Origin of the sequence: Rhodoferax sp. U11-2br (assembly GCF_018619435.1) — a bacterium.
Lineage (GTDB): Bacteria > Pseudomonadota > Gammaproteobacteria > Burkholderiales > Burkholderiaceae_C > Rhodoferax.
Genome location: NZ_JAHFZF010000008.1, coordinates 63,382 through 89,827, shown reverse-complemented (window position 1 = coordinate 89,827; position 26,446 = coordinate 63,382). Strand labels below are relative to the sequence as shown.

The 26,446-nt window shown below is 56.9% G+C and carries 25 protein-coding genes; 23 read left to right on the top strand and 2 right to left on the bottom strand.

Annotated features, from left to right (window positions below):
• Window positions 1-9: 9 nt before the first annotated feature.
• The 5 genes from KKO72_RS07530 to KKO72_RS07510 all read left to right on the top strand — a co-directional run bounded on the left by KKO72_RS07530 (window position 10) and on the right by KKO72_RS07510 (window position 7,329).
• Window positions 10-2,880: a 2-oxoglutarate dehydrogenase E1 component gene (locus tag KKO72_RS07530; protein ID WP_214936971.1), complete on the top strand. Its 2,871-nt coding sequence runs from the start codon at window positions 10-12 to the stop codon at window positions 2,878-2,880.
• Window positions 2,881-2,935: 55 nt separating this feature from the next.
• A complete protein-coding gene (gene odhB, locus KKO72_RS07525; RefSeq protein WP_214936969.1) occupies window positions 2,936-4,207 on the top strand; it encodes a 2-oxoglutarate dehydrogenase complex dihydrolipoyllysine-residue succinyltransferase in 1,272 nt (423 codons plus the stop codon).
• 147 nt (window positions 4,208-4,354) lie between these two features.
• The gene (gene lpdA / locus KKO72_RS07520) at window positions 4,355-5,782 is read left to right on the top strand and encodes a dihydrolipoyl dehydrogenase (RefSeq protein WP_214936967.1); all 1,428 of its coding nucleotides are present in this window, start codon (window positions 4,355-4,357) and stop codon (window positions 5,780-5,782) included.
• A gap of 75 nt (window positions 5,783-5,857) precedes the next feature.
• Entirely contained in the window at window positions 5,858-6,955 is a 1,098-nt protein-coding gene (gene zapE / locus KKO72_RS07515) for a cell division protein ZapE (RefSeq protein WP_214936965.1), read from the top strand.
• Window positions 6,952-7,329, top strand: coding sequence for a hypothetical protein (locus KKO72_RS07510; protein WP_214936964.1), 378 nt, complete (start codon window positions 6,952-6,954; stop codon window positions 7,327-7,329). The genes zapE and KKO72_RS07510 overlap by 4 nt, the downstream gene beginning before the upstream one ends.
• Before the next feature lie 2 nt (window positions 7,330-7,331).
• On the opposite strand, the gene KKO72_RS07505 is transcribed toward KKO72_RS07510, so the two are convergent.
• Together KKO72_RS07505 and KKO72_RS07500 are read right to left on the bottom strand one after the other, a co-directional pair.
• Window positions 7,332-8,096 (bottom strand): PP2C family serine/threonine-protein phosphatase, encoded by a 765-nt coding sequence (locus KKO72_RS07505; RefSeq protein ID WP_214936962.1) that lies wholly within the window; start codon window positions 8,094-8,096, stop codon window positions 7,332-7,334.
• Between the two features lie 4 nt (window positions 8,097-8,100).
• The gene (locus tag KKO72_RS07500) at window positions 8,101-8,907 is read right to left on the bottom strand and encodes an outer membrane protein assembly factor BamD (protein ID WP_214936960.1); all 807 of its coding nucleotides are present in this window, start codon (window positions 8,905-8,907) and stop codon (window positions 8,101-8,103) included.
• A 14-nt stretch (window positions 8,908-8,921) separates the two neighbouring features.
• Between KKO72_RS07500 and KKO72_RS07495 the strand changes: the two genes are divergently transcribed.
• The 18 genes from KKO72_RS07495 (at window position 8,922) to KKO72_RS07410 (ending at window position 26,429) form a co-directional block, all read left to right on the top strand.
• Complete coding sequence (locus KKO72_RS07495) at window positions 8,922-9,938, top strand: RluA family pseudouridine synthase (protein WP_371736843.1); 1,017 nt, start codon at window positions 8,922-8,924, stop codon at window positions 9,936-9,938.
• Window positions 9,939-10,052: 114 nt separating this feature from the next.
• Entirely contained in the window at window positions 10,053-10,742 is a 690-nt protein-coding gene (gene scpB / locus KKO72_RS07490; RefSeq protein WP_214936958.1) for an SMC-Scp complex subunit ScpB, read from the top strand.
• Window positions 10,739-11,896 (top strand): pseudouridine synthase, encoded by a 1,158-nt coding sequence (locus tag KKO72_RS07485; RefSeq protein WP_214936957.1) that lies wholly within the window; start codon window positions 10,739-10,741, stop codon window positions 11,894-11,896. The genes scpB and KKO72_RS07485 overlap by 4 nt, the downstream gene beginning before the upstream one ends.
• A gap of 96 nt (window positions 11,897-11,992) precedes the next feature.
• The gene (gene ndk, locus KKO72_RS07480) at window positions 11,993-12,418 is read left to right on the top strand and encodes a nucleoside-diphosphate kinase (RefSeq protein WP_078365666.1); all 426 of its coding nucleotides are present in this window, start codon (window positions 11,993-11,995) and stop codon (window positions 12,416-12,418) included.
• Between the two features lie 7 nt (window positions 12,419-12,425).
• Window positions 12,426-13,574, top strand: a complete 1,149-nt coding sequence (gene rlmN, locus KKO72_RS07475; protein WP_214936955.1) for a 23S rRNA (adenine(2503)-C(2))-methyltransferase RlmN — start codon at window positions 12,426-12,428, stop codon at window positions 13,572-13,574.
• Between the two features lie 3 nt (window positions 13,575-13,577).
• Complete coding sequence (pilW, locus tag KKO72_RS07470; protein WP_251140518.1) at window positions 13,578-14,414, top strand: type IV pilus biogenesis/stability protein PilW; 837 nt, start codon at window positions 13,578-13,580, stop codon at window positions 14,412-14,414.
• Window positions 14,407-15,351 carry a RodZ domain-containing protein gene (locus KKO72_RS07465; protein WP_214936953.1) on the top strand — a complete coding sequence of 315 codons (945 nt, stop codon included), beginning with the start codon at window positions 14,407-14,409 and terminating at the stop codon, window positions 15,349-15,351. Before pilW ends, KKO72_RS07465 begins: the two co-directional genes overlap by 8 nt.
• Window positions 15,351-16,622, top strand: coding sequence for a flavodoxin-dependent (E)-4-hydroxy-3-methylbut-2-enyl-diphosphate synthase (gene ispG, locus KKO72_RS07460; protein WP_214936951.1), 1,272 nt, complete (start codon window positions 15,351-15,353; stop codon window positions 16,620-16,622). The genes KKO72_RS07465 and ispG overlap by 1 nt, the downstream gene beginning before the upstream one ends.
• Window positions 16,623-16,633: 11 nt before the next feature.
• Window positions 16,634-17,947, top strand: coding sequence for a histidine--tRNA ligase (hisS, locus tag KKO72_RS07455; protein WP_251140517.1), 1,314 nt, complete (start codon window positions 16,634-16,636; stop codon window positions 17,945-17,947).
• An 11-nt stretch (window positions 17,948-17,958) separates the two neighbouring features.
• On the top strand, window positions 17,959-18,636 hold the full coding sequence (locus tag KKO72_RS07450) for a tetratricopeptide repeat protein (protein ID WP_214936950.1): 678 nt from the start codon (window positions 17,959-17,961) through the stop codon (window positions 18,634-18,636).
• Between the two features lie 3 nt (window positions 18,637-18,639).
• Window positions 18,640-19,779 (top strand): outer membrane protein assembly factor BamB, encoded by a 1,140-nt coding sequence (gene bamB, locus KKO72_RS07445; protein ID WP_214936948.1) that lies wholly within the window; start codon window positions 18,640-18,642, stop codon window positions 19,777-19,779.
• A 27-nt stretch (window positions 19,780-19,806) separates the two neighbouring features.
• Window positions 19,807-21,144, top strand: a complete 1,338-nt coding sequence (der, locus tag KKO72_RS07440; RefSeq protein ID WP_214936946.1) for a ribosome biogenesis GTPase Der — start codon at window positions 19,807-19,809, stop codon at window positions 21,142-21,144.
• A 122-nt stretch (window positions 21,145-21,266) separates the two neighbouring features.
• Entirely contained in the window at window positions 21,267-21,515 is a 249-nt protein-coding gene (gene hfq / locus KKO72_RS07435; RefSeq protein WP_078365658.1) for an RNA chaperone Hfq, read from the top strand.
• A gap of 25 nt (window positions 21,516-21,540) precedes the next feature.
• Window positions 21,541-22,668, top strand: coding sequence for a GTPase HflX (gene hflX / locus KKO72_RS07430; protein ID WP_214937065.1), 1,128 nt, complete (start codon window positions 21,541-21,543; stop codon window positions 22,666-22,668).
• 39 nt (window positions 22,669-22,707) lie between these two features.
• Entirely contained in the window at window positions 22,708-24,105 is a 1,398-nt protein-coding gene (hflK, locus tag KKO72_RS07425) for an FtsH protease activity modulator HflK (protein WP_214936944.1), read from the top strand.
• A gap of 10 nt (window positions 24,106-24,115) precedes the next feature.
• A complete protein-coding gene (gene hflC, locus KKO72_RS07420) occupies window positions 24,116-25,018 on the top strand; it encodes a protease modulator HflC (RefSeq protein ID WP_214936942.1) in 903 nt (300 codons plus the stop codon).
• Window positions 25,019-25,020: 2 nt separating this feature from the next.
• Window positions 25,021-25,221, top strand: a complete 201-nt coding sequence (locus KKO72_RS07415; RefSeq protein ID WP_371736842.1) for a DUF2065 domain-containing protein — start codon at window positions 25,021-25,023, stop codon at window positions 25,219-25,221.
• A 59-nt stretch (window positions 25,222-25,280) separates the two neighbouring features.
• Complete coding sequence (locus KKO72_RS07410; RefSeq protein WP_214936940.1) at window positions 25,281-26,429, top strand: ATP phosphoribosyltransferase regulatory subunit; 1,149 nt, start codon at window positions 25,281-25,283, stop codon at window positions 26,427-26,429.
• Window positions 26,430-26,446 lie beyond the last annotated feature (17 nt).

Sequence of the window (26,446 nt, the reverse complement as noted above, 5' to 3'; positions counted from 1 at the left end):
TCAGCGAATATGAGTGAGACCAACTCGGTTTACCAAGCCTACCAGGCCAACACCTACCTTTTCGGTGGGAATGCCCCGTACGTCGAAGAGATGTACGAAAACTACCTCGCCAACCCCGGCAGTGTTCCCGATACCTGGCGCGATTATTTCGACGCGTTGCAGCATGTGCCTGCGGTAGACGGCAGCAATGCCCGCGACGTGCCGCACCAACCGGTCATCAACGCATTTGCCGAACGCGCCAAACAAGGCGTCAGCCGGGTTGTGGTGGCCAGCGGCGCAGACTCTGACATGGGTCGCAAGCGGGTGGCTGTTCAGCAGTTGATCGCTGCCTACCGCAATGTGGGTGCCCGCTGGGCTGATCTGGACCCCTTGAAGCGCACCGAGCGGGAGCACATTCCTGAGCTTGACCCGGCGTTTTATGGTTTTACCGATGCCGACCACGAAACAGTCTTCAATACCAGCAATACGTTTTTCGGTAAAGAAGTCATGACCTTGCGTGATCTTCTGAATGCATTGCGTGAGACCTACTGCAGCACCATCGGCGCCGAATACATGTATGTGACCGACCAGGCGCAAAAGCGCTGGTGGCAACAAAAGCTGGAAAGTGTCCGCAGCAAACCCCAGTTTGATGCCGACAAGAAAAAACACATCCTGGACCGTCTGACCGCCGCCGAGGGCCTGGAGCGCTTCCTGCACACCAAGTATGTCGGCCAGAAGCGCTTCTCGCTCGAAGGTGGCGAGAGCTTCATTGCAGCCATGGACGAACTGATCCAGCAGGCTGGTGCGCGTGGCGTGCAGGAAATTGTGATTGGTATGGCCCACCGCGGCCGCCTGAACGTGTTGGTGAACACCCTGGGCAAGATGCCCGCTGGCCTGTTTGCCGAGTTTGACCACACCGCCCCGGAAGAACTGACCGCCGGCGACGTGAAGTACCACCAAGGTTTCAGCTCCGATGTCACCACCATTGGTGGCCCGGTGCACTTGAGTCTGGCGTTTAACCCGTCACACCTGGAAATCGTCAACCCGGTGGTGGAAGGATCGGTGCGGGCCCGTATGGACCGCCGTGCTGACCCGACAGGCCGCCAGGTGTTGCCAGTGCTGGTGCACGGTGATGCCGCTTTTGCGGGCCAGGGTGTCAACCAGGAAACCCTGGCGCTGGCACAAACCCGTGGTTACACCACGGCCGGCACGGTGCACATCATCATCAACAACCAGATTGGTTTCACCACCTCGGATCCGCGCGACTACCGCTCCACGCTGTACTGCACCGACATCGTCAAGGGCGTCGAAGCCCCGGTGATGCACGTCAACGGTGATGACCCCGAAGCGGTGGTGATGGCCATGCAGTGGGCGCTGGACTACCGCATGGAGTTCCGCAAGGACGTGGTGCTGGACATCATTTGTTTCCGCAAATTGGGCCACAACGAGCAGGACACCCCGGCGCTGACTCAGCCGCTGATGTACAAAAAGATCGCTCAGCATCCTGGCACCCGCAAACTCTACGCGGACAAACTGGCCGCGCAAGGTCTGGGGGCTGATCTGGGCGACCAGATGGCCAAGGCCTACCGTGCCGCCATGGACATTGGCCGCCACACGGTGGACCCGGTGTTGACCAATTTCAAGAGCAAGTTTGCGGTGGACTGGGCGCCCTACCTGAACAAAAAATGGACCGATGTCTGCGACACCGCCATCCCACTGACAGAGTGGAAACGTCTGGCTGAAAAAATCACCGTGATCCCCGCCAGCGTCAACCCGCATCCCTTGGTCAAAAAGGTCTACGACGACCGTGCGGCCATGGGTCGCGGCGACATTCCGGTGGATTGGGGCATGGGTGAACACATGGCTTTTGCCTCGCTGGTGGCCAGTGGTTACCCGGTGCGCCTGTCGGGTGAAGATTGCGGCCGGGGTACCTTCACCCACCGCCATGCGGTGATTCACGACCAAAGCCGTGAAAAATGGGACACCGGCACCTATGTGCCCTTGCAAAACGTGGCCGACAACCAAGCCCCGTTCAATGTCATCGACTCCATCCTGTCCGAAGAAGCGGTGCTGGGCTTTGAATACGGTTACGCCTCCAACGACCCCAACACGCTGGTGATCTGGGAAGCCCAGTTTGGCGACTTTGCCAATGGCGCGCAGGTGGTGATTGACCAGTTCATCGCCTCGGGTGAAGTGAAATGGGGTCGTGTCAACGGCATCACGCTGATGCTGCCGCATGGCTACGAAGGGCAGGGGCCGGAGCATTCCTCAGCTCGGGTCGAGCGTTTCATGCAACTGGCGGCCGACACCAACATGCAACTGGTGCAGCCGACCACCGCGAGCCAGATTTTCCACGTGCTGCGCCGCCAGATGATCCGCACCCTGCGCAAACCGCTGGTGATCTTCACGCCCAAGTCGCTGCTGCGTAACAAGGATGCCGCGTCCCCCTTGTCTGAATTCACCAAGGGCAGCTTCCAGACCATCATCCCTGACCAGAAGGCGCTCAAGGCCGAGAAGGTCAAACGGGTGGTGGTGTGTTCGGGCAAGGTCTATTTCGATCTGGCCAAGAAACGCGAGGAAAAAGGCGCCGATGACGTGGCCATCATCCGGGTCGAGCAGCTCTACCCGTTCCCGCACAAGGTGTTTGGCGCCGAGCTCAAGAAGTATCCCAATGCCACCGAGGTGGTGTGGACACAGGACGAGCCGCAAAACCAGGGTGCCTGGTTCTACGTGCAGCACTACATTCACGAAAACATGCTTGAGGGGCAAAAGCTCGGCTACTCAGGACGTGCAGCCTCGGCCTCGCCGGCCGTTGGTTACGCCCATTTGCACCAGGAGCAACAAAAAGCGCTGGTGGAAGGTGCGTTTGGCAAGCTCAAGGGCTTTGTCCTGTCCAAATAAACGCGCCTGACACAGTCACAAGCGCAGTCCTCAAGTATTTTTTGAAAGAATTGTCATGGCAATCGTAGAAGTCAAAGTCCCGCAACTGTCTGAATCCGTGGCCGAAGCCACCTTGTTGCAGTGGAAGAAAAAAGTCGGTGACAGCGTCACCGTGGACGAAATCCTGATCGACGTTGAAACCGACAAGGTGGTGCTGGAAGTGCCGGCGCCATCAGCTGGTGTGATTGTCGAAATCCTGCAAGCCGATGGCAGCACGGTGGCGGCTGATCAGCTGATTGCCCGTATCGACACCGAAGGTGTGGCAGGCGCGGTGGTGGCGCCAGTGACCCTGGCCATGGCGGCGGTGTCGGCTGCAGCAGTCGCAGCACCCGCAGCGGTAGCACCAGCCGGAACCGCGATGGCTGGTGTGGCGATGCCCGCTGCGGCCAAGCTGATGGCGGATAACCACCTGGCTGCAGGTTCGGTGACGGGTACAGGCAAGGATGGCCGCGTCACCAAAGGGGATGTTCTGGCGGCCGTGGCTGCACCTAAAGCTGTAGCTGCTGCGCCTGCACCAGCAAAGGCAGCAGCCCCCTTATTGCCTCAAGTGGCGGCGCCGGCCAGCAATCTGGCAGCGCAGCTGGCAGGTCGCCCCGAACAACGTGTACCGATGAGCCGCCTGCGCGCCCGGGTTGCCGAGCGCTTGATCCAGTCACAAAGCACCAACGCCATCCTGACCACGTTCAACGAGATCAACATGGCCCCGGTGATGGACATGCGCAAGCGCATGCAAGAACGCTTCGAGAAAGAACACGGTGTCAAGCTGGGTTTCATGAGCTTTTTTGTCAAGGCCGCAGTGCACGCCTTGAAAAAATTCCCGGTGCTCAACGCCTCGGTGGATGGCACCGACATCGTCTACCACGGCTACTTTGACATCGGTATTGCCGTGGGCTCACCACGTGGTCTGGTGGTGCCGATCCTGCGTGACGCTGATCAGATGAGTTTTGCCGAGATTGAGAAGAAGATTGCCGAGTTTGGCCAAAAGGCCCGGGACGGCAAACTGGGCATGGAAGAAATGACCGGTGGCACTTTCTCCATCAGCAATGGCGGCACCTTTGGCTCGATGATGTCCACCCCCATCATCAACCCGCCCCAAAGCGCGATTCTGGGCGTGCATGCTACCAAGGACCGCGCCATGGTTGAAAACGGCCAGGTGGTGGTACGCCCGATGAACTACTTTGCCATGTCGTATGACCACCGCATCATCGACGGCCGCGAAGCCGTGTTGGGCCTGGTGGCCATGAAAGAGGCGCTGGAAGATCCGGCACGCCTGTTGTTTGATATTTAAAGCACACCCCAGGCTTCGCGCACTGCGTGTCGCAACGCCTGCCCCTTGCAGGGGCAACACCAGCGGCCCGGCCAAGCCGGTTCCGCGGTGTTTCTGGCTGAGGGCACGCTGTGAATGGATGCCTCATGAACGCAAAAAGGAATTTTTATGAGCAAACAGTTTGATGTGATCGTGATTGGTGGCGGCCCTGGTGGCTACATTGCGGCCATCCGTGCCGCCCAGTTGGGCCAAAACGTGGCCTGTGTGGATGAGTGGAAAAACAGCCAGGGTGGTCCGGCGCTGGGCGGCACCTGCACCAATGTGGGTTGTATCCCGAGCAAGGCACTGCTTCAATCCTCAGAGCACTATGAGCAGGCCAGCCATCACTTTGCCGACCATGGCATCACCGTCAAGGGTCTGAGTATCGATGTCGCCAAGATGGTGGCACGCAAAGACACGGTGGTCAAACAGAATAACGATGGCATCCAATACCTGTTCAAGAAGAACAAGGTCAGCTTCTTCCATGGCCGCGGCTCCTTTGTCAAAGCCAGCGCCGACGGGTATGAGATCAAGGTGGCAGGTGCCACCGAAGAAACCATTGTGGGTCGCCACATCATTGTGGCCACTGGCTCGAACGCCCGTGCACTGCCGGGCACACCGTTTGACGAAGAACTGATCCTGTCCAACGACGGGGCCTTGCGCATCAATGCCGCGCCAAAGAAGCTCGGGCTGATTGGTGCCGGTGTGATTGGCCTGGAGATGGGCTCAGTCTGGCGCCGCCTGGGCACCGATGTCACGATTCTGGAAGGTTTGCCAACCCTGCTGGGGGTGGTGGACGAGCAGATTGCCAAAGAAGCCAAAAAAGCCTTTGACAAGCAGGGTCTGAAGATCGAGCTTGGCGTCAATGTCGGTGAGATCAAGACCAGCAAAAAGGGTGTAACGGTGACCTACACCAGCGCCAAGGGTGAAGCCAAGACGCTGGAGGTGGACAAACTCATCGTCTCGATCGGTCGCTCGCCCAACACCACCGGACTGAACGTCGAGGCCGTGGGCCTGAAGCTCGACGAGCGCGGTGCGATTGTGGTGGATGCCGACTGCAAGACCAACCTGCCCGGCGTCTGGGCGGTGGGTGATGTGGTGCGGGGCCCGATGTTGGCGCACAAAGCGGAAGAAGAGGGCGTGGCCGTGGCCGAGCGCATTGCTGGTCAGCATGGGCATGTCAACTTCCAGACCATTCCGTGGGTGATCTACACCAGTCCCGAAATTGCCTGGGTCGGGCGTACCGAGCAGCAGCTCAAGGCCGATGGTGTGGCTTACAAGGCGGGCACCTTCCCGTTCTTGGCCAATGGCCGTGCGCGGGCGTTGGGGGACACCACCGGCATGGTCAAGATGCTGGCAGATGCCAAGACCGACGAGATCCTGGGCGTGCACATCGTTGGCCCGATGGCCAGCGAGCTGATCGCCGAGTGTGTGATGGCCATGGAATTCCGTGCCAGCAGCGAAGACATTGCCCGCATTTGCCATGCTCATCCGTCTTTGAGTGAGTCGACCAAGGAAGCAGCGCTGGCGGTGGATAAACGCACCCTGAACTTCTGATTGATAAAAAATTGGCCTCTAGCCCTTATAAAATAAGGGCTAGTAGCTCTATTTTTTATAGTTTGTGGTTGGCTTGTGACCGTTAAGAAAATCTACCTGAATGAACTGGCTGCGCGTGGTTTCACGAGTGACCCGGCGCAGCTGCGTGCGGTGCAGGCACTGGAAACCTGCGCGCGCGAGTGGAGCCATTTCAAGGAGAAGCGCTCCAACGCATTCAAGAAGCTGATCAACCACCCGCCAATTCCGCGTGGTGTGTACATGTACGGTGGCGTCGGGCGCGGAAAAAGTTTTCTGATGGACTGCTTTTACACCGCGGTGCCGCTCAAGCGCAAAACCCGGCTGCATTTTCATGAGTTCATGCGCGAAGTGCACCGTGAACTCGCCGCCTTGCAGGGCACGGTCAACCCGCTGGACCAACTGGCCAAACAGATTGCCGAAAAGTACCGCCTGATCTGTTTTGATGAATTCCATGTGTCGGACATCACCGACGCGATGATCTTGCACCGCCTGCTCAAGGCCTTGTTTGACAATGGCGTGGGCATGGTGACCACCTCCAACTTCAAACCCGACGAGTTGTACCCCAATGGTTTGAACCGTGATCGCCTGTTGCCCGCCATCGAGATGCTCAAGCACGAGTTGCAAGTGATCAATGTCGACAACGGCACGGACTACCGTGGCCTCACGATGGAACAGCTGGAGCTCTACCACACACCTTTGGGACCAGAAGCTGAGGCGGCCATGGTCAGTGCGTTCGAGCGGCTGGCCGAGCAGCAGGACCAGGACCCGGTGTTACAGATCGAATCACGTGTGATCCAGGCGCGCCGGCGTGCCGGTGGTGTGGTCTGGTTTGATTTCAAAACCCTGTGTGGTGGGCCGCGCTCCCAAAATGACTATCTGGAATTGGCCACCCAGTTTCACACTGTTCTGCTCAGCGACGTGCCCCAGTTGCCACCGCGCATGGCGGCGGAGGCGCGACGCTTTACCTGGCTGGTTGATGTGCTTTACGATCGGCGGGTCAATCTGATCATGTCGGCCGCTGTGCCCGCTGATCAGTTGTACACCGAAGGGCAGTTGGTCAATGAATTTGCGCGCACGGTGTCGCGTATCAAAGAAATGCAAACTGGTGAATTTTTGGCGCTCGAGCGCCGTAACGTGGACACACGGCTGACATGACACTCAAAATTTTGATCGGACTGATCTTGACCCTGGCGCAGCTGGCTGCCATGGCACAAACCGAGATGCCTTCAGCTAATGCGCTGGATGTGGGGGCAGAGCGGGCACGTATTGCCCGGGAACGTGAGGCCAGCGAACTGGTGTATGCCGCGTCAGAACGTGACTGTTACAGCCGCTTTGCGGTGTCCGACTGTCTGAGTGACGCCCGCAAGGTGAAGCGTCAGGCGACGGACGAGTTGCGCCGCCAAGAACTGGTATTGAACGACATGGAGCGCCAAAGCAAGGCGGTAGAGGCGCTCAAACGCATCGAAGCCAATATCGCGGCACAACAGGAACAGCTGGAAAAATCTGTTCCGCCTGAGACCCAGCCCTGAGCTTAGCTGCTGGCCGCTTCCACCTTGACGATGGCCAGTGACAGGTTGTCGCCACTGCCTTTGGCACGCAAACGCGCTTTGTCAATCAAAAATTCACTGGCCTCCCGAGGCGACAGTGTTGCCAGCACGGAACCGAGCTCAGCCTCGGTGAAATAGTGCCACAAGCCATCGCTGCAGACCATGAGGGTGTCTGACGCTTGCAGTTTGCTGATGCTGTGGGTGTCAATCGGCGGCTCTTTCTCGGTGCCCAGGCAGCCCATCAAAATATTGGACTGCGGATGAAAACTGGCCTGTTCTTCGGTGAGTTCACCCTTGTTGACCAGTGATTGAACGTAGGAATGGTCGCGGGTGCGAGACACCAGCTGTTTGCCGTGAAAGTGGTAAATCCGCGAGTCACCGGCATGGGCCCAGTGGCAACTGCCATCCGGGTTGAGGATAAACACCGCAATGGTGCTGTGGGGCTCTTCTTCGGTAGATATGGCGGTGAGTTTGATCACCGTGTGCGCTTCCAGAACCAACTGGCTCAGCATGCTGATCGGATCGTCGACCGACGGTGCATAGCGCTCAAACAGCTGTCGTGCTGTCATCATGACCTGGTCAGAGGCTTTGCGCCCACCACTGCGGCCACCCATGCCGTCTGCCAACACCGCCATCACGCAGCCTTTGACATGGTGGTGGCTGATCAAGCTCACCTGATCTTGCTGGTAATCCCGATCGCCTTTGTGAATACCGGTCGAAGCTGTGACCCGACAAGCCTTGATACTCATTCCCTCACCAGAGCTTCCACCAGGGCTGCGTCTTGGACTTGAATCCTTGTGTCAGATAGGGAGTCTGGGGGTAGTTCTTTTCCAGCACGCGCCGGGCGTCGTCGCGCAATTCGGGCAGATTCAATGCATCATACGACTGCATCATCAGGAACAGCGCTTCTTCCAAGGCTGGCGCACCCTGGTAGTCCGCAATCGCGGTTTGAGCTCGGTTGATAGAGGCTAGGTAGGCGCCACGTTGGTAGTAGTAGCGCGCCACGTGCACCTCAGACTCGGCCAGCGAGTTCACCACGTAATGCATACGCGCACTGGCATCTGGCGCGTATTTGGAGTCAGGAAAACGGGTGATCAGTTCCTTGAAAGATTCAAACGACTCCTTGGCAGCTTTCTGGTCACGCTCTGACAGATCCTGCCGGGTGATGGACCCAAACAAACCCAGATCATCATTAAAATTGATCAATCCTTTGAGGTACAGCGCGTAATCCAGCGCAGGACTGGCTGGATGTAACTTCATGAAACGGTCGAGTGTGGCCACCGCCAGCACCGGTTCACCGTTTTTGTATTGGGCGTAGGCTTTGTCCAACTGGGCCTGTTGCGCCAAGGGCGTACCAGCGGCGCGGCCTTCGAGCTTGTCAAACAGGGGGCCTGCCTTGTCATAGGCGCCAGCTTTTAACTCATCCTTGGCCTCGGCATAAATCCTGTTCGGACTCCAACCCGCTGTCGGATCTTTGGGGGTGGAGGAACAAGCGCCTAGCAGCGCAACGCCACACGCGAGGGCCCAGGTGCGGGCAGCAGATAATTTGGCATCAGGCATGTAGGACAGCTTTCTTGAAAAACACTCCACAAATTATATCGACCGACCTTGGGACTTATGACGGCGAGGCTACCGAAGACGCCGGGCCAGAGGTGGAGCTGCGCGCATTGACGTTCAAGCCAGAGCATCACAGCTTGCGTTTGGATCTGGCATTGACTGACCTCGTGCCTGAGTTCTCACGAAGTTACCTGCAGCAACTGGTTGACCTGGGCAGTGTTTGGGTGAACGGGAAAGTGGTCAAGAAGGCCGCATCCAAGGTTAAAGCTGGCGATATTGGCCAAATTGCACTGCGACCAACACCCCAAAGCCAGGCGTTCAAGGCCGAGAGTGAGCCTCTTGATATTGTTTTTGAGGATGAGCACTTACTGGTCATCGACAAACCGGCCGCCCTGGTGGTGCATCCGGCGCCTGGCAACTGGAGTGGCACGCTGATGAACCGTTTGTTGGGCTATGACAGTCAGGCTTTTCATCTGCCACGTGCCGGTATCGTTCACCGGTTGGACAAGGACACCAGCGGCCTGATGGTGGTGGCGCGCACCCGCCAGACCATGGACGCGCTGGTCCAGGCGATTGCTGCACGTACGGTGAAACGGCAATACCTGGCTCTGGCACACGGTGTTTGGCGCGGTGCGGCTGTGCGGCATGTGGACGCCCCCATTGGTCGCGACCCTGGCAATCGTTTGCGCATGTCGGTGGTGGATCTGGCGCTGCATGCGGGCAAGGTGGCACAGACCGACTTTGAATGCCTGGCAAACGGTGTGCAGGGCTGTCTGATCAAGTGCACTTTGCACACCGGTCGGACGCACCAGATCAGGGTGCATCTGGCGTCGATCGGGCATGCTTTGGTGTCGGACCAGACCTACGGTGGTGCGGCAGCCGCGGGATTACAACGACAGGCTTTGCATGCCACCAAGCTGGCGTTTGTCCACCCCGTGACGGGGCAATCGCTGGTTTTTAAGGCGCCTTTGCCATCGGACTTTTCGACGGCGCTTTGTAGCTGGGGCCTCAATTACAATAGCGACATCTTTTAGCACGGCCTTGCCATGCGATTCAACGTGCCACCGATGACTTGTCGGTCCTGATCACGTCTTCCATATCTTTGAGTACCGCACCCATGGGGGTGTTTTGACCGGAATTTGCCAACCATGAACACGGCGGATGCCAAACGCATCCTGGAAACTGCATTGCTTTGTGCCCAACAACCCATGCCCGTCAAGGACATGCGGATCTTGTTGGGTGATGACTGGGCGACGTCCGGGATTGATGCGCTGTTGTTCGAGTTGCAGGCAGACTGGTCCGAACGCGGTCTGGAGCTGGTGTCGGTGTCTACAGGTTGGCGTTTTCAGAGTCGCCCTGGCATGCAGGTGTATCTGGAGCGCTTGCATCCGGAGAAGCCGCCCAGGTATACCCGTGCGACCTTGGAGACCTTGGCCATCATTGCTTACAAGCAACCTGTCACGCGAGGTGATATCGAGACAGTTCGCGGGGTAACGGTGAATTCGCTGACCCTCAAACAGCTCGAAGACCGGGGCTGGATTGAGACGATTGGGCATCGTGATACCGTGGGCAGGCCGGCGCTGTTCGCCACAACCCGTCATTTTTTGGACGATCTGGGGCTCAACTCCCTGGATCAACTGCCGCTGTTGACATCGCCACCCCAAGCCACCGATGCTCTTGAATCGATGTTGGGGCAGGAGTTGCCCTTGGCTGACTCGCTGAAAGCAGCCTCTTTCGTTTCAACCGACGCCAGTTCACGCAATGGCGAATTGAACTGGTCGAACGACCCCGATCCGGGCACGAGCCCGCTTGAACCCGTACCTGAGGACACACCATGACCGAACTCCCTACAGAGCCGACCGCGCCTGCCACTGACATGGATGATGCCATTCGTTTTGAAGACGTTGTCTCCGGTGTGTTCGATGCTGCAGAAAACGAAGCAAACCCAGCTGCACTCAAGCGGGTTCTGCCACCTCAGCCGGAATCACCCAAGTTGCACAAAGTGTTGGCGCAGGCTGGCATGGGCTCACGTCTGGAGATGGAGCAGCTCATCTTGGAGGGGCGTATCACCGTCAACAATGAACCTGCGCATATTGGGCAGCGTGTTCAGTTTGGCGACAATGTCAAAGTCAATGGCAAGCCGATTCGTTTCAAGATTGCGCCGCCGCCAGCACGCGTCTTGGCCTATCACAAACCTGCAGGCGAAGTGGTCAGCCACGATGACCCGCAAAACCGGCCCACGGTGTTTCGCAAACTGCCCAAGTTGTTTCAGGGTAAATGGCAGTCGGTGGGCCGCCTTGACCTCAACACCGAGGGTTTGCTGTTGTTCACCAGCTCGGGTGAGTTGGCCAACAATTTGATGCATCCCCGGTTTGGGTTGGAGCGCGAGTATGCGGTGCGGGTGCTGGGCGCGCTGACTTTGGAAGAAAAACACAAACTGCTCGACGGTGTCCGGCTCGATGATGGCATGGCGCAGTTCGGCTCCATCGAAGAGGGGGGTGGGGAGGGGTCGAATTGCTGGTATCGGGTGACGATCTCCGAAGGGCGCAACCGCGAGGTGCGGCGCATGTTGGAGTCGGTCGGCCATGCCGTGAGCCGTCTGATCCGTATCCGTTATGGCTCCATGGTGTTGCCTAGAGGCTTGAAGCGGGGTGCCTGGGTTGAATTGGACGACGCAGATATCCGCTTGTTAACGCGGGCATCACAAACGGCAGGTGCACCTGTGCGCGACTCTGCTGAGCCCGCGCCGGCGGGTAAGCGGACACCCAACGGGCGTGGTGCAGGTGGCGCGGTACGCACCCGCAACACACCGGGTCGAGGTCCTGCACGATCCCCGGCTGCTGGCAAAGCTGCAGCTTCACAACCTGATCCCTTAAAAACATCATTGGGCTACATTGGAGCGGACAGTTTTTCCAAGCAGCGTCAAGAAGCTGGCAAAAAACGCGGAAACGTACCAGGTGCTGGACGCAGGCCCGGTGGGCGCAGCAGATAAGAAAGCAACCCGTTGGCGTTCATGCCAATTGGGCGCAGGTTAAGATCAAGGGCTTTGGTCCAAAGATCAGAAATTTTTAATTCACGAGGAAATCATATGGCTATCGAACGCACTCTCTCCATCATCAAGCCTGACGCTGTTGCCAAAAACGTGATCGGTCAGATTTATGCTCGCTTTGAAGCGGCCGGCCTGAAAATTGTGGCCTCCAAGATGGCTCATTTGTCACGCCGCGAGGCCGAAGCTTTTTATGCAGTGCACAAAGAGCGTCCTTTCTTCAAGGATCTGGTCGAATTCATGATTTCCGGCCCGGTCATGATCCAGGCACTGGAAGGTGAAAACGCCATCCTCAAGAACCGTGAACTGATGGGCGCAACGGATCCTAAGAAGGCTGCGCCTGGCACCATCCGTGCTGATTTTGCTGACAGCATTGATGCCAATGCAGTGCACGGTTCTGACGCCGCTGAGACAGCCGCTGTCGAAGTGAGCTTCTTTTTCCCCGGCATGAACGTTTTTTCTCGCTGAAGACAGTATGACGGTCAACCTGCTCGAACACGACCTCGAGAGTTTGGCCGCTTTTTGCGAGCGGCTGGGCGAGAAGCGCTTTCGCGCTGTTCAGCTGTTTCGCTGGATCCACCAAAGAGGATGTTCTAGTTTTGAGGACATGAGCGATCTGGCGAAATCCTTGCGTGAAAAACTCAAGGGTGTTGCCCATGTCAAGGCGATGGATGTCATCTCCCAGCATATTTCTGCGGATGGCACCATCAAATGGCTCTTCGATGTTGGCGGTGGCAATGCCGTGGAGACGGTCTTTATCCCGGAGGATGACCGAGGGACGCTGTGTCTATCGACCCAGGCCGGATGCGCCATGGGTTGTCGATTTTGCTCAACCGGGCATCAAGGTTTCAGTCGCAACCTGACCACGGGTGAAATCATCGCGCAACTTTGGTTTGCCGAGCATTTTTTGCGCAAGCATCTCAAACGCGATGAGCGGGTGATCTCCAACACGGTGATGATGGGCATGGGTGAGCCCTTACAAAACTATACGGCGCTGATTCCAGCTCTCCGAATGATGCTGGACGACCATGGCTACGGCCTGTCACGCCGTCGTGTCACGGTGTCGACGTCTGGTTTGGTCAAGAAGATGGACTTGTTGGGTGTTGAATGCCCAGTGGCCTTGGCTGTTTCTCTGCATGCGTCCAACAATGCATTGCGTGATTACTTGGTGCCACTCAACATCAAACATCCGCTTGAAGAGTTGATGCTAGCGTGTGTCAACTACCTCGAACATGCCCCGAGGGATTTCATTACCTTTGAATACTGCATGCTCGACGCGGTGAATGACAGCGATGCGCAGGCACTGGAACTGGTCCAGTTGGTAAAGCACTACGGACATTCTGTGTCGTGGTGCAAATTCAATCTGATCCCCTTTAATCCTTTTCCGGCCTCCGGCCTGCATCGGTCCAAGCCGGAGCGAGTCCAAGGATTTGCAAAAATCCTGAGCGAAGCAGGCATCACAACCACCGTGCGAAAGACCCGTGGTGATGATATTGATGCGGCCTGTGGTCAGCTTGCAGGTGATGTGGTTGACCGGACCCGGGTGACTGTGCGAATTGCCCGTCAACGTAGTTCTGAGTTGAATTCAAGTCCTTTGGATGTCCCAAGCGATGCGAAAATCTGAACCATGAAAGTCACGATGAAAATCACATCGACAAGTCGTCTTGAGTTGCTTCTGGCGGCCTGCGTCTTGTGTAGTGCGTTGACGCTCGGTGGCTGTGCTGCGCCGGCAGGTTCAAGCCGTGTGGGTGAGGTGCATGAGGACATCGTCACCGAGTCGGATGTGAGTGCTGAGCGTAAACGGGCACGTATCCGGATGGAGTTGGCGCTAGGCTACCTTGAAGAAGGCAAGACCACCGTCGCATTGGACGAAATCAAGCAGGCCATTGCGGTCGATCCAAGTTATTCAGACGCTTTCAGCCTGCGTGGACTGATTTACATGCGCTTGAATGACTACGCCATTGCCGAAGACAGTTTCAACAAAGCACTGTCGCTCAAACCTAGGGACAGCCACGTGTTGCACAACATGGGGTGGTTAAAGTGCCAGAACGGGCACTTTGCTCAATCGATGTCCTATTTCAGTCAGGCTCTGGCCAATCCACTGTACAACGAGCGTGCCAAGACACTTATGGCCCAAGGTGTCTGCCAGCTCAAAGCGGGCCAATTGCCAGAGGCAGAGGCCAGCCTGATGAAGTCGTATGAATATGACGCGGCCAACCCTGTCACTGGGTACAACCTGGCCAATGTTCTTTTTCAAAGAAAAGAGTTTGTCCGAGCGCAGTTTTACATCCGTCGACTGAACAATACCGATTTGGCTAACGCAGAGACGCTGTGGCTCGGTATCAAGATCGAAAAACGTATGGCCAATCTTGAAGCGATGAATCAGCTTGCTGAACAGTTGATCAAGCGTTTTCCCGAGTCGCCGCAGGTTGCCTTTTTCCAGCGTGGAGCTTTTGATGAATGATCTGGGTCTTGAGGGCGAGGTGACGGATATTGCAGTCCAGTCTGCGCCGATGCAGGCAGCGACTATGCTCAAAGAAGCGCGTGAGGCACAAGGGCTGCATATTGCAGCCTTGGCTGTCGCCTTGAAAGTACCGGTGAGGAAGCTGGAAGCACTGGAGGCCGGTCGATTTGACCAGTTGCCCGACATGGTTTTTGTGCGTTCGTTGGCTCTGAGTGTTTGTCGCGCCTTGAAAGTGGATCCTGCGCCCATCATGGCCAGTTTGCCTGAACCTCAGTTCAACCAGTTCAAAATCAATGAGACTGGCTTGAACACAAGCTTCAAAGACTCTACCGGGGCATCGCGGCACGGTGTGTTGGCACAGATATCCAGTCCCATTGGTCTTGGTGTCCTGTTTTTGATCGTAGCGATTGTGGTGATCCTGGCTTGGCCGGTCGCTCCTTTGTTTGAGGACAGCGCCCTTGTATCCAAAGAGCCTGCCGAACCTATGCTGGTCATGGAGCAACCCGCCCAAAATCCGCAGGTATCTGCCAATGGGGTTGAAGAAGCGGTTGTTTTGACGCAGCCTCCTTCTAGCATTCGCCCAGAGGCGCCCGTGGCTGCGGAGGTACCTGCGGCATCGGCAAGTAAAGTGGTGAGTGTTGCACCTCCACTTCCGGCCAGTACGCCGGTGAATGTGGTCAGCGCTGAGGTGATGAGTCCGCCAGCTGTGCTTGAGCTGAGTGGTCATGGGGAATCATGGGTTGAAGTCACTGACAGTGCAGGGCAGTCCAAATTGCGCAAGTTGATGCAGAGTGGCGAAGTGATTCGCTTGACAGGACAACTGCCTTTGTCCGTTGTGGTGGGGCGTGCAGATATGGTGTCGGTGGCTGTTCGCGGAAAGCCGCTGGATCTGACGCCTCTGGCTCGCGAAAATGTTGCGCGATTTGAGGTGAAGTGATGAATACAGCTAGGCCAATAGCAGAAGCGACTGCACAAACCAGCGCATCCAGACAGGCCAAAGTCGTCTGGGGCAATCGGATCGTCACGGTGGGAGGGGGTGCCCCGGTACGGATTCAATCCATGACCAACACCGACACGGTGGATGTGATTGGTTCTGCCATCCAGATCAAGGAACTGGCTTTGGCCGGCTCAGAGATGGTACGTTTGACGGTGAATACGCCCGAGGCAGCTCAGGCCGTACCGCACATTCGAGAGCAACTCGATCGCATGGGCATCGATGTGCCCTTGATTGGTGACTTCCACTACAACGGGCATCGTTTGCTGACCGACTACCCGGAATGTGCCCAGGCCTTGTCCAAATATCGGATCAACCCAGGCAATGTGGGCAAGGGGGACAAGCGAGACAAGCAATTCGGCCTGATGATCGAAGCTGCTGTGAGGTGGAACAAAGCCGTTCGCATTGGGGTGAATTGGGGTAGCTTGGACCAGACTTTGCTGGCCGACCTGATGGATCAAAACAGCCGTCGGGACACGCCTTGGGGTGCTAAGTCGGTGATGTATGAGGCCTTGGTCACTTCTGCGCTGGATTCCGCGCAACAAGCCGTTGAGATGGGGCTGGATCCGAACCAGATCATCCTGTCTTGCAAAGTGAGTGGTGTGCAGGACCTGATTTCGGTGTACCGAGAACTGGCCAAGCGCTGCAACTACGCATTGCATTTGGGTTTGACAGAAGCTGGTATGGGCACCAAAGGCGCCGTCGCCTCCGCTGCAGCGCTGTCTGTGCTGTTGCAAGAAGGTATAGGAGACACCATTCGGGTGTCTTTGACCCCTCAGCCTGGAGAGTCCCGAACACAAGAAGTGTTGATTGCCGCTGAGATTTTGCAGGCACTTGGCTTGCGTTCTTTTGTGCCCAGCGTGACGGCCTGTCCTGGGTGTGGCCGCACCACCAGTACCACCTTTCAGGAGTTGACTCAGCGTATCGAAGCTTTTCTGCGTGCGCAGATGCCCCATTGGCGCAGCAAATACCCTGGTGTCGAAAAAATGAAAGTCGCCGTGATGGGCTGCATCGTGAATGGCCCAGGCGAGAGCAAACACGCAGACATTGGCATCAGCTTACCCGGTACCGGTGAAGCACCTGCTGCGCCAGTTTTTATCGATGGCGAAAAACGCATGACCCTGCGCGGTGATGCCATTGCCGAAGAATTTCAGGCGGTTGTTGAAGATTATGTTGAAAAGCGCTTTGGTGCAACAGCCGTTTCCCAGATGTGACCCCGCCTTCCATGACAGAAAAAGTAACTCCCTCTCCTGTGGGCAAGTTGACAGCCGTGAAAGGCATGAATGACTTGCTTCCCCCTGATTCAGCCACTGTCGAATGGTTTGAAGCCAAAGTCCGCGACTTGATGTCGCGTTTTGCCTACCGCAATATCCGCACCCCCATTGTTGAGCGCACCCCCTTGTTTGTACGTGGTTTGGGTGAGGTGACGGATATTGTCGAGAAAGAAATGTACTGTTTTGAGGACCGCCTCAACGGCGATCCTCTGACCCTGCGCCCGGAGGCAACCGCTGGCGTGGTGCGTGCTGCGCTGGAACACAGCCTCTTGTATGATGGTGGTAAGCGCCTGTATTACATGGGCCCCATGTTCCGACATGAGCGGCCGCAGAAAGGTCGTTACAGGCAATTTGATCAAATTGGTGCCGAAGCATTGGGTTTTCCTGGAGCCGAAGTTGACGCCGAACTGATTTTGATGGCCACAGCGCTGTGGGCAGAGATTGGATTGACGGATGTCCGCCTGGAACTCAACAGTTTGGGTCAACCGCCCGAACGCTTGGCACATCGGCAAGCCCTGATTGCCTACTTTGAGCAACACGCCGATGTGCTGGATGAGGATGCGCGCAGACGGCTGTACAGCAACCCTTTGCGTATTTTGGACACCAAGAATCCTCAAATGCAAGGACTGGTGAATGCGGCGCCTCAGCTTCTGGATTTTCTGGGTGAGGCTTCGCTGTCCCACTTCAACAGTTTGAAGACCATCCTGGAAGCCAACAACGTGGCCTACACCGTGAACCCGCGACTGGTGCGTGGTATGGACTATTACAACCTGACGGTTTTTGAGTTCACCACCGACCGTCTGGGTTCACAAGGCACCGTTTGCGCCGGTGGCCGCTACGATTATTTGTTTGAACAATTGGGCGGAAAATCAACCCCGGCCGTTGGTTGGGCACTGGGTGTCGACCGTGTGCTGGAACTGGCCAAGACGGCCGGACTGAACGGCACCGGGGCGCCACTCGATGCTTATGCAATCGTGACAGAGGCGTCTGCCATGCCTTTGGTTCTGTCGACGCTGCAGTCTTTGCGCGCAGCGGGCATTAGCGTTCAAATGCACACCAGTTCCTTGGAGGGGATGGGCAGCATGAAAAGCCAGTTCAAACGCGCAGATGCCAGTGGTGCACGCTACGCATTGGTTTTTGGACCTGATGAGATCGCGGCGAAACAGGTCACGATCAAACCGTTGCGCGATGCCGCAGTCGCGCAAACCTCACAAGCCTTGGCCGATCTGGCCACATGGGCGCCAACTCTACAATCTACCGTTTAGCGAATCACGTCATGGCAAACCAATTGGATCTTGAAGAACAGGAACAGCTTGACCAAATCAAGCATTTCTGGAAGCAATATGGCAATCTGATCACCTGGGTTTTGATTGTTGTCCTGGCAGCTTTCGCCAGCTGGAATTTTTACAACTATTGGCAACGTAACCAAGCCAATCAGGCGGCGGCGCTGTTTGATGAAGTCGAGCGATCCATTCAGTCCGGCGATTCAGCCAAAATTGACCGTGTTTTTTCAGATATGAAAGATCGATTTGCATCCACGGCCTATGCCCAGCAATCGGGGTTATTGGCCGCCGGACACTATGCAACAACCGGCAAAACAGATGCTGCCAAATCGGCACTGCTCTGGGTTGCCGAAAAGTCTTCTGATGCTGGTTACCAAGCTGTGGCCAAGCTCCGGTTGGCTGGGATTCTGATGGATGCCAAGGACTTGGATGGCGCGATGAGCCAGTTGGGTGGCAGCTTTCCTGCGGGTTTTGAGGCCTTGGTAGCGGATCGAAAAGGCGACATTCTGGCGCTGCAAGGCAACAAATCCAAAGCGGTTGAAGAGTATCAAAAGGCCTACCGCCTGTTTGACACTTTGACAGAATACCGGCGTTTGGTCGAGGTCAAGCTTGGCGCCTTGGGTGTCAACGTGCAAAACACTGCCCCGGCCGACGCCGTACAAGGGAAATAGTCCATGTTGAACCAATTCACAGTTGATCGTTTCTTCAAAGTCGGAGTGAGTGTGGTCCTTGTCGGTCTGTTGGCAGCCTGTGCCAGTGGATCGAAGGCGCCCAAACCAGCCGAGTTAGGCGCCAACCCCGCGTTGTTGGGCGTTCGAACCGTCTGGAAGGCCCAAGTAGGCAAAGTGGACTTCCCGCTGGCTGTTAGTACCTCCGCCAATGCCGTGACCTTGGCCAGCTCGGACGGTAACGTGAGCTCCCTGGACGCACAAACTGGCGCCTCGTTGTGGCGCATCAAGTTAGACACCCAGATTTCGGCGGGAGTTGGCAGTGACGGCGTGTACGCAGCAGTGGTTACCCGAGACAACCAACTTGTCACCATGGTTGCTGAGGGTGAGCTTTGGCGTACGCGACTGTCAAGCCAAGTGTTCACTCCACCTTTGGTAGCGGGCGAGCGCGTGTTTGTGCTGGGTGCAGACAGAGTGGTCTCAGCTTTTGATGCGCGCAGCGGCAAAAAATTGTGGTCCAACCAGCGGCCCGGTGAAGCTCTGGTTCTGCGCCAGGCTGGTGCTCTCTTGGCGGTCAACAACACACTGGTCGTAGGCCTGAGTGGCAGACTGGTTGGTCTGAATCCGCTGACTGGCAATGTGGTGTGGGATGCACCTTTGGCGACGCCACGTGGCACCAACGATATCGAGCGCCTGGTCGATTTGGTTGCTGGAGTCAGCCGCGAGGGCCATGTGGTTTGTGCACGTGCGTTCCAGGCTGCGGTGGGTTGTGTCAACACAAGCCAGGGCAATGTTATTTGGAAACAGCCAGCTTCTGGTGGGGTTGGTCTGAGCGGGGATGAGAAGCTGGTCTATGGGGTTGAAGCCGACGGGAAGCTGATGGCATGGCGACTCAGTGACGGTGTCCTTACCTGGACCTCAGAGCGCCTGCGTTACCGGCAACCTGGCACACCCTTGGTGCTGGGACGCTCTGTGGTGGTCGGTGACAACACCGGGATCATCCATTTTATGGCGCGTGCCGACGGCACACCACTCACACGTTTGCCCACGGATGGTTCTGCCATTGTGGCGACCCCGGTGGTTGTAGGAACCACCTTGGTTGCGGTCACCCGCAATGGCACGGTCTTTGGCTTTCAGCCCGAGTAGCACGTCACCACCGACTGATCAATCAATATGAAGCCCGTATTGGCCCTGGTGGGCCGCCCGAATGTGGGCAAATCTACACTGTTCAACCGACTGACAAAATCCCGTGACGCCATCGTGGCGGATTACTCCGGCCTCACACGCGACCGTCACTATGGCAACGCAAAACACAGCGGCCAAGAGTTCATCGTCATCGATACCGGCGGGTTTGAGCCAGATGCCACTAGCGGCATCTACAAAGAAATGGCCAAACAAACGCGTCAGGCTGTGGCAGAGGCCGATGTCATTGTGTTTGTGGTGGATGCACGAGGGGGTGTCTCTGCACAAGACCATGACATTGCCAACTACCTCAGACGTTTGGGCAAGCCGTGTCTACTGGTCGCCAACAAAGCCGAAGGCATGTTGGAAGGCGCTCATTTGGTCGAGTTCTATGAGTTGGGGCTGGGCGAGGTGTTGCCGGTGTCTGCAGCACACGGGCAGGGCATCCGTTCTTTGCTGGATCTGGCGCTCAAACCGCTGAACCTGCCGGACAGTCCAGATGATGAGGATACCGCGCCAGGCGTGATCAAACTCGCTGTGGCAGGTCGCCCCAACGTGGGCAAGTCAACCCTAATCAATGTCTGGTTGGGTGAAGAACGTCTGGTCGCTTTTGACTTGCCTGGAACCACCCGCGACGCCATATCCGTACCATTTGAGCGTGAAGGCCAGAAGTTTGAGCTGATTGACACAGCCGGTTTGCGCAGGCGTGGCAAGGTGTTCGAGGCCATCGAAAAATTTTCAGTTGTCAAAACCTTGCAAGCCATTGAGTCGGCGAATGTTGTTTTGTTGTTGATCGATGCTACCCAAGGCGTCACCGACCAGGATGCACACATCGCGGGTTACATCCTTGAAAATGGCAGGGCAGTGGTGCTGGCAGTCAATAAGTGGGACGCGGTGGACGACTACCAGCGCGAGTTGGTGAAGCGTTCCATTGAAACTCGTTTGGCGTTCTTGAAGTTTGCCAACATGCATCTAATCTCTGCACAAAAACGGCAGGGTCTGGGTCCTTTGTGGGCATCCATCATCCAGGCTTACAAGGCTGCCAACTGCAAGATGTCAACACCTGTGCTGACACGTTTGTTGCTGGAATCTGTGCAGTTCCAAAGTCCGAAGCGTTCTGGCATGTACAGGCCCAAACTGCGTTACGCCCACCAAGGCGGTATGAATCCGCCAATCATCGTGATTCACGGCAATTCACTTGAGCATGTCACCGACGCGTACAAGCGCTTTCTGGAAGGTCGCTTCCGACAAGCGTTTGATCTGGTAGGTACGCCTTTGCGCATCGAGCTGAAAACGTCGGCAAATCCATTTGCCGACAAGACAGACTGAGGCATGCAAGCCATCCCTTCGACATATTTGTGGTGGATTTGTCCACTCTGAAGTCGCTGCCACAGATGGCTGTGGTATCGTGACTCTTTCTTTTCTTTCATTATCCGAACACGGAGAATATCGTGAACAACAAAGGCCAACTTTTGCAAGACCCGTTTCTCAACACTTTGCGTCGAGAACATGTCCCTGTATCGATTTACCTGGTCAACGGCATCAAGCTGCAAGGTCAAATCGAATCATTTGACCAATATGTAGTGCTATTGCGCAACACCGTCACCCAAATGGTTTACAAACACGCCATTTCGACCATCGTCCCCGGGCGCGCCGTCAACTTCTCTGCCACTGAGGGTGACCAACCTGCCGCCGCTTGATCTCAATCCGGCGCCCACCTTGCTGGTGGGCGTTGATTTTGGCCTCCCCCATTTTGATGCCGAGCTCCAAGAGCTCGGATTGCTGGCCCAGACAGCTGGGCTGAATCCTGTCGCTCGCGTGACCTGTAAACGGCGGGCGCCCGATGCGGCCCTGTTTATAGGCAGCGGCAAAGCCGATGAGATCAAAATGCTGGCCCAGCAGCTGGGTGCACAGGAGATCCTGTTTGACCAAAGCCTCAGTCCAGCGCAACAGCGCAATCTGGAGCGGCATCTGGAGTTGCCGGTCAATGACCGCACCTTGTTGATCCTGGAAATCTTTGGCCAGCGTGCGCGTAGCCATGAGGGCAAATTGCAGGTGGAACTGGCCCGACTGCAGTATTTGAGCACCCGCTTGGTGCGCCGTTGGTCCCACTTGGAGCGACAAAGTGGTGGCATTGGTATGCGAGGGGGTCCAGGTGAAACCCAGATTGAGCTTGACCGCCGAATGATTGGTGACAACATCAAACGCATCAAAGAGCGGTTGAGCAAAGTCAAACGCCAAAGAACCACCCAGCGCCGCCAGCGTGATCGACGCGATGCCTTCAACATCTCACTGGTTGGCTACACCAACGCTGGCAAATCCACCGTGTTCAACACATTGGTGAAGGCCCGTACTTATGCCGCTGACCAGTTGTTTGCCACACTCGATACCACCACCCGTCAGTTGTACCTGGGGGACGTCGGACGCATGGTGTCTTTGTCTGACACCGTTGGATTTATCCGTGATTTGCCGCACGGGCTGATCGATGCGTTCCAGGCCACGCTGCAAGAGGCTGTGGATGCCGATTTGTTGTTGCATGTGGTTGACTTTTCCAACGACAACTACCTCAACCAAATCACTGAGGTGCAACATGTTCTGAAGGACATTGGTGCACATGACATTCCCCAGATTCTGATCTTCAACAAGCTGGATACGGTGGCGCCTGACCGTCGCCCCCCTGTGTTGCAAGACAGTTATGAACTCGACGGCACACCAACACCACGGATATTCTTGAGTGCGCAGAGCGGCGAGGGTGTTGCTGGGTTGCGGGAGCTTCTCACACAAGCGGTGATTGCCCAGCGTCCCAGCTTGGTTGCCACAGATTTCCCTCCAGGTCATGAGGCTGCCTTTTGATTCGGCACAATCAATACTTATTAGATAAGAGCTGATGCGATGAAATTCCAATTACCCACTTTGAGTTTGGCGCTGTTACCGCGACGCCTCCAAGGCATGTTTAATCTCAATGATCCGCGCTGGGGTCGCAATGATGACAAGCCCGACGAGAGTCCTCGTGGAGAGGCAGATCGCCCGGCACCCGCAGGCTCCGAGCCCCCCAAAAATGACGAGCGCAAACCACAAGGTGCTGGCAACCAGGGCCCACCGGATCTGGACGAGTTGTGGCGTGATTTCAACCGCAAGTTAGGTGGCCTGTTTGGCAACACCAAACCGGGTGGCCGTGGGCCCAACGGTGGTGATTTTGGCGGCGGTAGGGGGGGCAAAGGTGGTCCAAACGGTTTCCAGCCCGATATGAAGACAGCCAGCATTGGTGCAGGTTTGATAGCAGGTGTGGCCGTGTTGATCTGGCTTGGCACCGGTTTTTTCATCGTGCAGGAAGGGCAGCAGGCCGTCATCACCCAGTTTGGCAAATACAACTCCACTGTGGGTGCCGGTTTTAACTGGCGTCTGCCTTACCCCATTCAGCGTCATGAGCTGGTCTTTGTGACCCAGATCCGATCTGTGGACGTTGGGCGTGATGTGATCATCAAGGCCACCGGTCTGCGCGAATCCGCCATGTTGACCGAAGATGAAAACATCGTCGAAATCAAGTTCGCGGTGCAGTACCGTTTGAACGACGCGCGGGCGTTTTTGTTTGAAAGCCGAAACCCGGCCGACGCCGTGGTCCAGGCTGCCGAAACTGCCGTGCGCGAGGTGGTTGGCAAGATGCGTATGGACAGCGCCTTGTCAGATGAACGCGACCAGATTGCGCCACGCGTGCGTGACCTGATGCAAAAAATCCTGGACCGCTACAAGGTTGGGATTGAAGTTGTTGGTATCAACCTGCAGCAGGGGGGTGTTCGTCCACCTGAGCAAGTACAGGCGGCGTTTGACGATGTACTCAAGGCCGGACAAGAGCGTGAGCGCGCCAAGAATGAGGCCCAAGCCTACGCCAATGATGTGATTCCGCGTGCCGTGGGTGCCGCCTCCCGGCTGAAAGAGGAGGCTGATGCCTACAAAGCACGTATCGTGGCACAGGCCCAGGGTGATTCCCAGCGCTTCAAGTCGGTCCTGGCTGAGTACCAGAAGGCACCTCAGGTCACCCGTGACCGCATGTACATCGATACCATGCAGCAGATTTACAGCAACGTGACCAAGGTCATGGTGGACACCAAACAGGGTTCCAACTTGCTGTATTTGCCTTTGGACAAAATCATTCAAATGACCGGACAGGTCTCGCAAGACGTCACTGCTGTACCGGCGCCTGTGCCAAGTACCCCGGCCGTAGGCACCGCTGCGGCGACCGACAACCGTACCCGCGACGCCGCTCGTGACCGCACGCGCGAAACCCGCTAGGAGTTCCCTGATGAATCGCTTAGGTTTTTTATTCTCAACCGTCTTGCTGCTGCTGGCATTGGCCAGTTCCACCCTGTTTGTGGTGGACCAGCGCCAGTTTGGTGTGGTGTTTGCCTTGGGGCAAATCAAGGACGTCATCACCGAGCCGGGCTTGAACTTCAAGTTGCCGCCCCCTTTCCAGAATGTCTCCTACATTGACAAACGCTTGTTGACTTTGGACAGCACCGACAACGAACCGGTGCTGACCGCTGAAAAGCAGCGGGTGGTGATCGACTGGTATGTGCGTTGGCGCATCTCTGAGCCCACCGAATACATCCGCAATGTCGGCACCACCGAGGCTGCGGGTGCCAGCCAGCTCAACCGCGTGGTACGTAATGCGTTCCAGGAAGAAATCAACAAACGCACTGTCAAAGAACTGCTGTCAGCGAAGCGCGAGCAGTTGATGGAGGATGTCAAGGGTGAGGTGCTGAGTCAGGTGCGTGGCGCCAAGCCCTGGGGGATTGACGTGGTGGATGTGCGTATCACCCGCGTGGATTATGTGGATGCCATCACCGAGTCGGTCTACCGGCGTATGGAGGCCGAGCGCACCCGTGTCGCCAACGAGTTGCGCTCCACCGGTGCGGCTGAAGGTGAAAAAATCCGCGCCGATGCGGATCGCCAACGCGAAGTGACGGTGGCCAATGCCTACCGCGATGCCCAGAAAATCAAGGGTGAAGGCGATGCCGAGGCGGCTCGCACCTACACCGAAGCCTTTGGTCGTGATCCGCAGTTTGCCCAGTTTTACCGCAGTCTGGACGCTTACAAAGCGACGTTCTCCAAAAAGAGCGACGTGATGGTGCTGGACCCCAACAGCTCTGATTTCTTTAAAACCATGCGTGGTGGCGCCGCGCCCGCTGCCAGCGGTAAAAAGTAGCCATGGAATCCGGCCTGAACAGCAGCACGTTCTGGCTGGCCATTGCCCTGGTCTTGCTGGTGGAGGGTTTCATGCCTTTTGTCTCACCGGCAACCTGGCGGGAAACCTTCCTGCAGATCCTCAAATTCAGCGACGGCCAGCTGCGCTTCTTCGGTTTGCTGAGCCTGTTGCTCGGTCTGACGCTGATTTGGTGGCTGGCCTGAGCCAGGGTCCGGCATTCGCCCGGTAGAATTCAGGTTTTAACAGCCTCCCTTTTTTATCCATGTCTGCTTGGGTCCTGCCGGATCACATTGCCGATGTCTTGCCGTCTGAAGCACGGCACATCGAAGAACTGCGTCGTGACCTGCTGGATGCGGCGCGTTGTTATGGCTACGAGCTGGTCATGCCGCCGTTGCTGGAGCATCTTGAATCCCTGTTGACCGGTGCCGGTGTGGCGCTCGATTTGCAGACCTTCAAGCTGGTCGATCAGCTCTCGGGGCGCATGATGGGTTTGCGTGCTGACAGCACACCCCAGGTCGCTCGTATCGATGCCCATTTGCTCAACCGCAGCGGTGTCACACGTCTGTGTTACTGCGGCCCGGTGTTGCACACCTTGCCAGGTGCACCACATGCCACGCGTGAACCTTTGCAGTTTGGTGCCGAAATTTATGGTCATGCCGGTCTGGAAGCCGACATCGAGATTCTGACGCTGGCGCTGGACTGCCTCAAGGCTGCTCAGCTCAGCAAGCCCAGTGTTGACCTGGCTGACGCGCGTCTGGTCAAGTCCATGTTGTCGGGCCTGTCGCTGGGGTCGGCACAACTTGCCGCTTTGTACGCTGCGCTGGCGGCCAAAGACAGCCCCGAGTTGACGGCACTGACACGTGATTTGCCCGCCCACATTCGCCAGGGCCTGTTGACTCTGGTGCAGCTGTATGGTGACGCTTCCGTGCTTGATGATGCCCAAAAAGTCCTTCCGCCCCTACCCGGTGTGGCTGAGGCGCTCCAGAATTTGAAGCAACTCGCTGGCCAACTGTCGGGCGTTCAGGTCACGTTTGACTTGGCCGATCTGCAGGGTTATGCCTATTACACCGGTGCCCGGTTTGCCATTTATGCGCCAGGTGCCAGTGGCGCTGTGGCGCGTGGTGGGCGTTACGACCAGGTCGGCGCGGTGTTTGGCCGTAACCGTCCGGCGGCGGGCTTCAGCCTGGACATCAAAGCCTTGGTGTCTGCGGTGGCAGCGCGGCCCCTGCAGGCGGCCATTCGCGCCCCTTGGCGCCAGGAGCCCCGGCTGGCGGCAGCCATCACCACACTGCGTGCGCAAGGTGAGGTGGTGGTCTGTGTGTTGCCAGGCCATGAGAGTGAAGTAGATGAATTCCATTGCGACCGCGAACTCGTCGAGTCCGCCGGGCAATGGCTTGTGCAAACAATTTGAGTGAAACCAAGCGGAAC

Coding starts and splice junctions, on each gene's coding strand:
- bamB (WP_214936948.1), top strand. CDS start 18,640: ATGTTGAACCAATTCACAGTTGATCGTTTCTTCAAAGTCGGAGTGAGT.
- ndk (WP_078365666.1), top strand. CDS start 11,993: ATGGCTATCGAACGCACTCTCTCCATCATCAAGCCTGACGCTGTTGCC.
- hflK (WP_214936944.1), top strand. CDS start 22,708: ATGAAATTCCAATTACCCACTTTGAGTTTGGCGCTGTTACCGCGACGC.
- scpB (WP_214936958.1), top strand. CDS start 10,053: ATGAACACGGCGGATGCCAAACGCATCCTGGAAACTGCATTGCTTTGT.
- der (WP_214936946.1), top strand. CDS start 19,807: ATGAAGCCCGTATTGGCCCTGGTGGGCCGCCCGAATGTGGGCAAATCT.
- KKO72_RS07500 (WP_214936960.1), bottom strand. CDS start 8,907: ATGCCTGATGCCAAATTATCTGCTGCCCGCACCTGGGCCCTCGCGTGT.
- KKO72_RS07410 (WP_214936940.1), top strand. CDS start 25,281: ATGTCTGCTTGGGTCCTGCCGGATCACATTGCCGATGTCTTGCCGTCT.
- KKO72_RS07510 (WP_214936964.1), top strand. CDS start 6,952: ATGACACTCAAAATTTTGATCGGACTGATCTTGACCCTGGCGCAGCTG.
- hisS (WP_251140517.1), top strand. CDS start 16,634: ATGACAGAAAAAGTAACTCCCTCTCCTGTGGGCAAGTTGACAGCCGTG.
- KKO72_RS07505 (WP_214936962.1), bottom strand. CDS start 8,096: ATGAGTATCAAGGCTTGTCGGGTCACAGCTTCGACCGGTATTCACAAA.
- ispG (WP_214936951.1), top strand. CDS start 15,351: ATGAATACAGCTAGGCCAATAGCAGAAGCGACTGCACAAACCAGCGCA.
- KKO72_RS07465 (WP_214936953.1), top strand. CDS start 14,407: ATGAATGATCTGGGTCTTGAGGGCGAGGTGACGGATATTGCAGTCCAG.
- pilW (WP_251140518.1), top strand. CDS start 13,578: ATGAAAGTCACGATGAAAATCACATCGACAAGTCGTCTTGAGTTGCTT.
- odhB (WP_214936969.1), top strand. CDS start 2,936: ATGGCAATCGTAGAAGTCAAAGTCCCGCAACTGTCTGAATCCGTGGCC.
- KKO72_RS07530 (WP_214936971.1), top strand. CDS start 10: ATGAGTGAGACCAACTCGGTTTACCAAGCCTACCAGGCCAACACCTAC.
- KKO72_RS07415 (WP_371736842.1), top strand. CDS start 25,021: ATGGAATCCGGCCTGAACAGCAGCACGTTCTGGCTGGCCATTGCCCTG.
- KKO72_RS07485 (WP_214936957.1), top strand. CDS start 10,739: ATGACCGAACTCCCTACAGAGCCGACCGCGCCTGCCACTGACATGGAT.
- KKO72_RS07450 (WP_214936950.1), top strand. CDS start 17,959: ATGGCAAACCAATTGGATCTTGAAGAACAGGAACAGCTTGACCAAATC.
- rlmN (WP_214936955.1), top strand. CDS start 12,426: ATGACGGTCAACCTGCTCGAACACGACCTCGAGAGTTTGGCCGCTTTT.
- hflC (WP_214936942.1), top strand. CDS start 24,116: ATGAATCGCTTAGGTTTTTTATTCTCAACCGTCTTGCTGCTGCTGGCA.
- lpdA (WP_214936967.1), top strand. CDS start 4,355: ATGAGCAAACAGTTTGATGTGATCGTGATTGGTGGCGGCCCTGGTGGC.